Origin of the sequence: uncultured Acetatifactor sp. (assembly GCF_948601915.1) — a bacterium.
GTDB lineage: Bacteria > Bacillota > Clostridia > Lachnospirales > Lachnospiraceae > Acetatifactor.
This window is the reverse complement of record NZ_CAPDXS010000192.1, coordinates 1-8,149: the sequence shown is the minus strand read 5'-3', so window position 1 is coordinate 8,149 and position 8,149 is coordinate 1. Positions and strand designations below refer to the sequence as shown.

Below are 8,149 nucleotides of genomic sequence, written 5' to 3'. Positions count from 1 at the left end.
AGCGGTATTTCGCAAAGGTCTCGGAGAATCCCTACCGCATAGGGGAGGACGGAGAAATCTACACGTGGGACGGAAAGCCTGAACGGTACGCCTACCACGCGCTCTCCTCAAGAGCGATGCAGGTATTCTTCTATACGCCCCTCCCTGAGGAGACGGACCTCATATGCGCCCTGCTGGATTCCTCCACCACCGCCCGGGGCGGCCGCCAGATATCCTCCATCGTCGCACAGGAGGCGGAGGGGTACTTCAGCGGCCAGAAAAACGCCGCGGACGTGGCTGCCCTCATCCAGAACCGGGTGTCGGTGTACCTGGCGGAGCAGGAATGATGCCCCCCTGAACGCCCGTCTGCCGGGACGACAGGAACATGCCGGGCAGTCTGGATATGGACGATATTCCAGACCACAGTATACGTTCCGGAGAACCGGTGCACCGATGCCTCTATTCCCGGGTAATCAGCGCTTGATGTCCGCGCCAGGACTAGCACCCCGATGCATGAATCCTTGAGCAATCAGCACTTGATGTCCACCCCAGTACCGCGTTGTCGTCAGTCGGCGGGGCAGGCCAGCCCTGCTGCCCGCCGCCGTCAAAGCCACAGCGCCTCGCTCAGGCTTCTCTGGGCCCGGACTTCCTCCACGCACACCAGCTTCGCCAGCAGCCATGCCCGCTCCTCCTCCGTCATCCGCTGGATTCCCTCCGCCTCCTTGGAGCCCTCCAGGCTCCCCATGATGCCTTCCAGGCATTCCGCCTTGTGCCGCGCCTCATCGGCAGCCGCCTGCCAGGCCTGACGCTTCCTCTCCAGGGCCTGGAGCAGCAGCCCCTTGGAGGCCTCCCCGTCCACGATGCCCTTGATTTCATCCAGGGAAAATCCCAGGGCCTTAAGCTCCAACAGCGCGTTCAACTGCCGGACCTGCTCCGGGGCGTAATACCGGTAGCCGTTCCGGTCGTCCGTCTTCGCGGGTTTTATGATCCCCTTTTTCTCATACAGCCGCAGAGCCTTCCTGGACACGCCGAAAAAAGCCGCAAGCTCCCCGATCAGCATCAGACCATCCTTCATAAGCCAAGCCCTCCTCACTCGTCCAGAACCTCATTCACTCTCTTCACGCAGACCCCATTGGCCCTCAGATTGCCCAGAGAGGCAATCAGCATGAACAGCCCCGCCAGCATGGAGCCCCTTACCTGAAAACAATAGACCACATCCGAAAAGGACATGCAGCCCTTTTCCATCAGGAGCGCCCCGGACAGCAGCATGGAGAAATACCCGCCGATTCCGAATATCCTCGTGAGCATGCCGCCTAAAGCGCCCCGCCTGTGCATCCCCAGGTTCGCCGCCATCAGGCTGCGGCTGTGCCTGGCGCAGTCCTCCAGCAGCAGCCCGCCAGCGTCATATATCCGGATTGCGTCCGCCTCCTCAATCAGCGGCCCTATGGCAGAAGTGCACTGCGCCATGGCCCGCTGGGATTCTTCCTTCAGCCCGGGAATCGCCCTGAGCACCACCCTTTCGTGAAGGACGAGATGGGGCAGGATCCACAGCCACGCCACCCCGGCCAGAAGCGGGCTGCCGCCCAAGAGCAGCGCGGAAGACAACGTTGTATTCAATATGGCCACCACCGCATGGGGAATGTTCAGGGGGCCATTCATCATCTCGAACGCGGCCCGGACATCGCTGCCCAGTCTGGTCATCCACTCTCCCTGGGCCCTGGCCTCCACCTGGCGGCAGCCCAGCTTCAGGATCCTCTCCAGCAGCCTCCCCCGGAGCGCCGCCTCCGCCCTGGCGGCAAATGCGGCATAGAGGCTCCACACGGTTCCATTATAGCAGAAAAGCAGGGCGCATAGAATACCATAGGACACGCAGATTCCCGGCAGCCCCTCTGCCTCCCCCGCCTCCAGGCACCGGAAGACGGACTTCATAAGCGCCGCCAGCATCCATGCCCTGGCTCCGTCAAAGGGCGCCCGGAGCAGAAGCAGGAGCACATATCTGCGCCCTATGCCCATCCTCTTTATCAGCCTTTTGAAATCACCCACGAAGCAATCGCCCTCCTTCCAGCCGATAGATGGCATAACCGTCATCCAAAGCCTCCGGATGGTGGGTCACATGTATCACCGTCCGGCCCGCCGTAAGCCTCCCCAGAGCCGCCAGCACGGACAGGCCTGTGTCCCTGTCCAGAGCGGACACGGGCTCGTCCAGCAATATCACCGGCGCATCCTTGCAGAGGGCCCTGGCTATCTGGATCCGCTGGGCCTGCCCGCCGGACACCTGGCCGCCCCGCTGGCCTACATGGGTGTCCAGCCCCTGGGGCAGGCCCTTGATCCAGTCCGCAAGGCTGGCCCCGCGGCAGGCCTCCCACAGCGCCGCCTCCGGCACATGGTGGCCGCAGGTGATATTGTCCCGGATGGACAGAGGGAAGAGAGCATTTTGCTGCATCACCAGCGCCACCTGTTTCCGGATGTCCCCGGGCGTCCGCTTTCCCATCACCTCCACGCTCCCGCTGTCCGGCTCGTACAGGCCCGCCAGGAGCTTCAGCAGGGTGCTCTTGCCGCAGCCGCTGTCCCCTACGATTCCGATGTGCTCTCCCGGCCTGACCATCAGGGAGAGATTTTGGAGCACCTGTTTTCCCCCATAGGAGAACGCCACGTCCTCCAGGCGCGCTTCATATCGTTCTGTTCTGTCCTGCTCCACTGTGTCCTTCTCCACTAAGCTACATCCCATTTTGTCCTGTCCCATTCCGCCTCACTCCATTCCGTCCTTCTCCACCGCGCCCCTCCTCAAACACCAGCTTCCTCTCCAGCCTTCCCATGGACGCGCCGAACTGCCGAAACCCCGCATAGACCCCCGGCATGTTCTGTAAAAAGCCCGATACGTTTCCGGAGAGGTTCACGAACAGGTAGAAAGTGCCCGTGCTGATTTCACCGGCTATGACCATACACCCGCCGAATCCCAGCAGGCACAGCAGCGGCAGGAAGGACAGCAGGCCCGAAAGGGACATGAGCCTGGCCGCAATCCGCTCCTTCCTGACGCTGGCCCGCCCCCATTCCGACAGCCGCTCCTCCACCAGCCCCATCACCAGCCGCTGTGCGTCATACACCTGAATCACCGGAAACATGGAAAGCAGCACATCCGCCAGGCCGTTTATCTTCTTCTGGTATTCCATACATCTTTCAGCGTAGGCTTTGATCGTCCTGCCGGAGACGAAGCAGTAGAGCATCAGCGGCACTGCCGGCAAGGTAGACAGCAGCGCCAGCCGGGGGCTCTTCACCGCCAGAAAGACTGCCGTGGCCGCAAACGCCACGAACTGCTTCATAATGGAGAAAAGAGATTCGTTCAGATAGGCGGAGATATCCTTCAGCTCATTCTGCATGGCGGACTCCTCCTCCCCCGCACTGCAGCCCGCCAGCATCCTGCTGTCCCCCCGCAGATAATACCGGGCGTAGCCCATCCGCATTTCATGGGCGGACAGCTCGCAGGTATAGGACGCCGCATAAAAGGACAGATAGTCTCCCGCGGCCAGGGCCAGGAGAATCGCCGTCCCGCCTGCCAGGATGCCCGGCAGCAATGCGCTCATCCCCGGCCTCCCGGGCGCGCCCAGCATGTCCAGCACATCCGCCAGGAAGCTGTTCCACCACAGGTTCGCTGCCGATGCCGCCACCGTGAGCAGGGCCGCCGCGCAGAACAGGATACGGTGCAGTCCAATCAGTTTCTTCAATACGCCCATCACGATCCTCCGTCCCCCTCGGGATGCTCCTCCCGTTCTTTTCCTCCAGTGTATACTATGTCCCTGGGGCAGGGTCAAGGGGATGGGGGAACTTTTTCTCTGTTCAGGGAGCAGGATGTGTGGTATCATATTGATACGCAAAAGCATTGTGCCGACTTTTGATTCCATATGTGCCAGGCCCGGAAAACCATTGTCTTTATTCAGGGCAAGGAACAGCCGAATGGCCATCCCTGCCATGCGGGGCGGTACCGCGTGCTCCGATCATTCCGCACGATGCAGGCCAGAAAGGATACCGGGCAAATGACGATCCGCCACACTACCCCCGCCGACTACGGGCGGATTCAGGAAATATACGCTTATGCGAGAGAACAGATGCGCCAGGCCGGAAATCCCAGCCAGTGGGGACACAACAGGCCCTCCGGGGAAACGCTGCTGCAAGATATTCAGAACGGGCAGAGCCATGTCCTGGAAGAGAAGGGACAGATTTGCGGGGTCTTCACCTTCATCATCGGCGAAGACCCCACCTACCGGATCATCGAGCAGGGACAGTGGCTCAACGCCGCCCCCTACGGCACCCTCCACCGCATCGCCGCAAATGGCGCTGGGAAGGGGATTTTCCGGGAATGCCTGGCCTACTGCCTGGCCCGGATCCCCAACATCCGCATCGATACCCACAGGGACAATGCAGCCATGCGGCACCTCCTGGAGAAGCACGGCTTCCGGAAATGCGGCGTCATCTATGTGGAGGATGGGAGCCCACGGATTGCGTACCAGAAGTGCCTGTGATGCCCGTGGGGTATTCCAGGCTCTATGAATTTTGTGTGCACCAGCTAAGCTCACGGCCCTTTATGTATTGGTGCTGCCAGTTGTATGGGAGTTTAGACCGCATTAATACAGACAGCAAATAAGGCTGTATCAGAAAATGGTTACACCATAATGCCGATCAGCCTTATCTGCCGCTGGATAGCTAGGTCTCACGGTTACACCCTTCGACCATAATTATTTATATGTACCAAAAACACTAAATATGCAGAAGCCACGGCTACGCCCTTACTTCTTCTGCAAACGCTGTATAAAAATGGTTACACCTTAATATACCTCGTCGCCTTATAGTTTACCAGTTTTCTCCAATATGTCAACACGGAACATGTGTTCTATTCCAGCAGCTTCTTAAACCCAAACCGTTCCTCCATATTTCCTCCATACCCTCTATACAGCTTTGATTCGAACAGTTTATATAAACCGCAATAATCTTTCGAACCAATCAACTTACGCACAAAAGAGACAGGGATGAAATCTGCCAACTGTACTCCCAAGTTGTTATCCGACTTTAATGGGAAGCTCAATATGGAGAGATTTTTCATAATTGTATCAGAGTTAATAAATAATGTCCCACCTGTCAATAATCTATAATAGCAGATTTGCAGAAATTTATTTTCAGCCTGGTTTCTTGATTCTATGAAAAACGAACCGACTCCTTTGTTTACAAGCAGAAAATGTACAAAGTTTTCAAGAATGGTCTGCAAAGCTATATCATAAATATCATTAGTCTGTCCATAGTACATGTTTTTGTAATTTTCGGTATCTATCGACGCGACAAAAACACTTATGTCCAAACTTTGAACCAAATTTTTTATCCTGTCGAACAAACTTTTTCTTATTTTCGCATCCACCAAAAACTCAAAGCCCTTTATATTTTTCCGCATATCGTATAAATGTAGCGGCAGCTCTGGTTGCGGCATCAGGTCAGACTTTATTTTTTGTAATTGCGGTTTTAGAATGTTTTCGTAATCTTCTCTTTTTATGGCATAACCGCCTAATGCAAAGTAGCTCCCATGAGCATTGGGCTTTGTCTCGTCCAAAAACAGATAGTATTCATTTTTCATATTGAATTCCTCATTCATCGGTATTATGATATCCCATTATATACCAAGGGTTGACAGAATGCCACAAGAACGTATGTTTGTATCATTGTGGTCATCTTTTGTGGCAAGTTTCATTATAACCATTTTCTCTACTTGTGAGCATGCCTCCGTTTTCGTATAATGGTATCGCTTATCTGGAGCCCCTTTGCACCATTCCGGAGTATCGCGGCAGAGGCCTGGCGGCCGCCGCATTATCGGAAATATACCGCAGAATGAAGAAGCTGGGAGCCACACACATGGCTGGCGGAGGCGATGAATTCTATCACGAAATCAGCTATAAGCCAACTATAAAATAGACGTTTTGGAAGAAAGGATACGCCGTTCGCGGGAGGCAATCCCCTGCAGCAAGGAGAATAAGTCTATGGGCATCATCAAATCACATGACGTAACATTATATGGCGGAAATGACGCATATCGGATTATTTTGCGTCCTCTTTCTGATGAGCATTTGCCTTACCTATATAAATGGAACTCCAATCCTGAGGTGCTGTATTGGACAGAAGGAGACGATGTCGAGAGTTATCCTCCTGAGGTGGTCCATGAAATTTACGGAGGCATATCGCAGAACAACCTTTGCTTTTTAGTTGAGGTAGACGGCAGGGCCATAGGGGACTGCTGGCTGCAGAAAATGAATCTGCCCAATGTCAGAGAGATGTATGCCGACAGTACCGATGTAAGAAGAATCGACATGATGATTGGCGAAAAAAATTATTGGGGAAAAGGTATCGGAACACTTTTTATTGGGATGTTGGTAAAATACGCCTTTGAATGCGAGCAGGTAGACATCTTACATTGTTTTTGCGAAGATTATAATATCCGTTCAAGGCGTGTCTGGGAAAAGAACGGGTTTACGCTTATTTTTAAGGAAGAGATTCCGCAACCACATAAGGGTAAGCTGCAATATCATTGGAAGCTGACAAAAGATGAATATGACGAACGCCGCTTCGCACATAATGATGCCATATGCTCCCCGCCTAAAACCATTTGCCGGGAAGCGTGAGGAAATCATCCCCATTTTCCCGAAAACCGATTTTCTCATAAAATCCTTTTGCCCCATCTGTCTGCACCAGCCATTCGGAGCCCTCGCAGGCTTCCCTGCACCTGCGCACCAGCTCTCTGCCGATTCCCTGCCCTTGGAATGCAGGCAGGACAGCCAGGTCATAAATGACAGAGCGGAAATGCAGGTCGCTGAGAGCCCTGACGCATCCTACCAATCTGCCATCGGCCCAGGCGGAGAAGACAAATGTGGAATGGAGAAAGCCAACATTGAAATGGTCCATCATATCCTGTGTAGTGGTGCCCTCCGTGGCCCAGCCTACCGCCAGGAACAGGCGGTACAGCTGGTCACAGGGCAAGTCTTTCTGTGTTCTGTATTCTATATACATTTTATGCCCTCTCCTTTTATGTCCCCAGACGCCAATCTCTTTGCCTCGGCTACCCACTCCTCCATCCATCCGGAGCAGTCCCTGCCAAAGCCGATGTCATGTAGGCTCCCGTCCGCTGCCATTTCGGCAAAAATCCTTCCATCCTCTGTCCTCAGATTCCGAATCACCAATCTCCGGGTTTCAATCCACATGATGAACCTCCTTTGAAGCCCTCCCTGTCTGTCCGCTGCGTTTTCCATTCTATATAAACGGCATTTAATTCTTGCCAGCCACATAGTACAGCCGGTCATGCCGTTTATCCGGTTTTGGGCAAGATTTAATCGCTACCTATATATTTTATACGCAATCCCCTGCCATGTCCAGAGTCCATATCCGAATTCTATGGCCAGTCTGCCACAGGGAGCATCCCGGAGGCTCCTATGATCGAAACCTCCGGGATGCATCGCATGGATTCTATTGGTTCTGTCGTATGGCGTCAGTTGATGCTCAAGCCGGCGCTTGCGTATCCGGCGACAGTATTCAGCAGAGACAGTCCGCTTGCCGTCGCTGAAAATACCAGCATCAGCCGCGTCCGGGCCGTCACCGGAATGTTCAGCCCTGTAAGCGAGCCGTTCAGCAATGTCCCGATGGATATGATCCCGGACAGGGACGGCGTCAGGCTGATCAGCGTTCCGGCAATGGGAGAGAATACATTGTTCGGTGTCACAGACTGGTAAATCTGTGCATTGACCGTGACAGAGGAACCTACCAGGGAAATGGCCGCTGTCGTACTGAAGAATGCGCTGAACGAGGTAATGATGCCTGCCCTCGGGACCTGGAACGCAAAGTTGGAAAGGGTTCCGCTGGCATTGGTGATATCAATCGTGGCCCCCAACAGCGTAAGCCCCTGCGCACTGCTGCCAAAGCCCACAAAGGCGGGGAGGCCCGCAAGACCACCGGCGATTGTCGTCAGAGAGACCGGAAGCCCTGACGCAAAGGGGATGATGGCTCCCGTGCCTGCTACACCGGTGGCTCCGGTGGGGCCTGTCGGGCCGGTTGCCCCCGTCGGGCCCGTCGCTCCATCCGCCCCTGTCGGGCCTGTCGCCCCATCCGCTCCCGTCGCTCCTGTTGGGCCCGTCGCTCCATCCGC

Annotated in this window: 12 protein-coding genes; 4 read left to right on the top strand and 8 right to left on the bottom strand. The window is 55.2% G+C overall.

The window, feature by feature from the left end:
* Nucleotides 1-326: hypothetical protein (locus Q2B33_RS22025; RefSeq protein WP_330687988.1), on the top strand; the 326-nt coding region annotated here is incomplete at its 5' end.
* A gap of 257 nt (nucleotides 327-583) precedes the next feature.
* On the opposite strand, the gene Q2B33_RS22020 is transcribed toward Q2B33_RS22025, so the two are convergent.
* From Q2B33_RS22020 to Q2B33_RS22005, 4 genes are read right to left on the bottom strand one after another with little or no spacing between them, the layout of a single operon-like run.
* Nucleotides 584-1,054: a MerR family transcriptional regulator gene (locus Q2B33_RS22020; RefSeq protein ID WP_300573932.1), complete on the bottom strand. Its 471-nt coding sequence runs from the start codon at nucleotides 1,052-1,054 to the stop codon at nucleotides 584-586.
* 14 nt (nucleotides 1,055-1,068) lie between these two features.
* Nucleotides 1,069-2,022 (bottom strand): ABC transporter transmembrane domain-containing protein, encoded by a 954-nt coding sequence (locus tag Q2B33_RS22015; protein WP_300914255.1) that lies wholly within the window; start codon nucleotides 2,020-2,022, stop codon nucleotides 1,069-1,071.
* On the bottom strand, nucleotides 2,015-2,707 hold the full coding sequence (locus Q2B33_RS22010; protein ID WP_300792161.1) for an ABC transporter ATP-binding protein: 693 nt from the start codon (nucleotides 2,705-2,707) through the stop codon (nucleotides 2,015-2,017). Before Q2B33_RS22010 ends, Q2B33_RS22015 begins: the two co-directional genes overlap by 8 nt.
* Nucleotides 2,697-3,710: an ABC transporter transmembrane domain-containing protein gene (locus tag Q2B33_RS22005; protein ID WP_300573923.1), complete on the bottom strand. Its 1,014-nt coding sequence runs from the start codon at nucleotides 3,708-3,710 to the stop codon at nucleotides 2,697-2,699. The genes Q2B33_RS22010 and Q2B33_RS22005 overlap by 11 nt, the downstream gene beginning before the upstream one ends.
* Before the next feature lie 300 nt (nucleotides 3,711-4,010).
* On the opposite strand from Q2B33_RS22005, the gene Q2B33_RS22000 reads away from it, so the two are divergent.
* Nucleotides 4,011-4,496 carry a GNAT family N-acetyltransferase gene (locus Q2B33_RS22000; RefSeq protein ID WP_300573920.1) on the top strand — a complete coding sequence of 162 codons (486 nt, stop codon included), beginning with the start codon at nucleotides 4,011-4,013 and terminating at the stop codon, nucleotides 4,494-4,496.
* 368 nt (nucleotides 4,497-4,864) lie between these two features.
* Here the strand turns inward: Q2B33_RS22000 and Q2B33_RS21995 are convergent, their stop codons facing one another.
* Nucleotides 4,865-5,596, bottom strand: coding sequence for a DUF3800 domain-containing protein (locus Q2B33_RS21995; protein ID WP_300573917.1), 732 nt, complete (start codon nucleotides 5,594-5,596; stop codon nucleotides 4,865-4,867).
* 140 nt (nucleotides 5,597-5,736) lie between these two features.
* Here Q2B33_RS21995 and Q2B33_RS24745 point away from each other — a divergent pair, with 140 nt between their 5' ends.
* Both Q2B33_RS24745 and Q2B33_RS21990 read left to right on the top strand, forming a co-directional pair.
* A complete protein-coding gene (locus tag Q2B33_RS24745) occupies nucleotides 5,737-5,931 on the top strand; it encodes a GNAT family N-acetyltransferase (protein ID WP_369124255.1) in 195 nt (64 codons plus the stop codon).
* Nucleotides 5,932-5,996: 65 nt separating this feature from the next.
* Complete coding sequence (locus Q2B33_RS21990) at nucleotides 5,997-6,635, top strand: GNAT family N-acetyltransferase (protein ID WP_300573914.1); 639 nt, start codon at nucleotides 5,997-5,999, stop codon at nucleotides 6,633-6,635.
* Here the strand turns inward: Q2B33_RS21990 and Q2B33_RS21985 are convergent.
* The 3 genes from Q2B33_RS21985 to Q2B33_RS21975 form a co-directional block, all read right to left on the bottom strand.
* Nucleotides 6,610-7,020: a GNAT family N-acetyltransferase gene (locus Q2B33_RS21985; RefSeq protein WP_296459726.1), complete on the bottom strand. Its 411-nt coding sequence runs from the start codon at nucleotides 7,018-7,020 to the stop codon at nucleotides 6,610-6,612. The two genes, Q2B33_RS21990 and Q2B33_RS21985, sit on opposite strands and share 26 nt — an antisense overlap.
* On the bottom strand, nucleotides 7,011-7,211 hold the full coding sequence (locus tag Q2B33_RS21980) for a hypothetical protein (protein WP_300573909.1): 201 nt from the start codon (nucleotides 7,209-7,211) through the stop codon (nucleotides 7,011-7,013). The genes Q2B33_RS21985 and Q2B33_RS21980 overlap by 10 nt, the downstream gene beginning before the upstream one ends.
* Before the next feature lie 284 nt (nucleotides 7,212-7,495).
* A partial coding sequence (locus Q2B33_RS21975) for an exosporium glycoprotein BclB-related protein (protein ID WP_300814095.1) occupies nucleotides 7,496-8,149 on the bottom strand: 654 nt, incomplete at its 5' end.

Bases quoted from the DNA above. Each gene is read 5' to 3' on its own strand.
- Q2B33_RS22010 (WP_300792161.1), bottom strand. From the start codon at position 2,707: ATGGGATGTAGCTTAGTGGAGAAGGACACAGTGGAGCAGGACAGAACA.
- Q2B33_RS21990 (WP_300573914.1), top strand. From the start codon at position 5,997: ATGGGCATCATCAAATCACATGACGTAACATTATATGGCGGAAATGAC.
- Q2B33_RS21980 (WP_300573909.1), bottom strand. From the start codon at position 7,211: ATGTGGATTGAAACCCGGAGATTGGTGATTCGGAATCTGAGGACAGAG.
- Q2B33_RS24745 (WP_369124255.1), top strand. From the start codon at position 5,737: ATGCCTCCGTTTTCGTATAATGGTATCGCTTATCTGGAGCCCCTTTGC.
- Q2B33_RS22000 (WP_300573920.1), top strand. From the start codon at position 4,011: ATGACGATCCGCCACACTACCCCCGCCGACTACGGGCGGATTCAGGAA.
- Q2B33_RS21995 (WP_300573917.1), bottom strand. From the start codon at position 5,596: ATGAAAAATGAATACTATCTGTTTTTGGACGAGACAAAGCCCAATGCT.
- Q2B33_RS22005 (WP_300573923.1), bottom strand. From the start codon at position 3,710: ATGGGCGTATTGAAGAAACTGATTGGACTGCACCGTATCCTGTTCTGC.
- Q2B33_RS21985 (WP_296459726.1), bottom strand. From the start codon at position 7,020: ATGTATATAGAATACAGAACACAGAAAGACTTGCCCTGTGACCAGCTG.
- Q2B33_RS22020 (WP_300573932.1), bottom strand. From the start codon at position 1,054: ATGAAGGATGGTCTGATGCTGATCGGGGAGCTTGCGGCTTTTTTCGGC.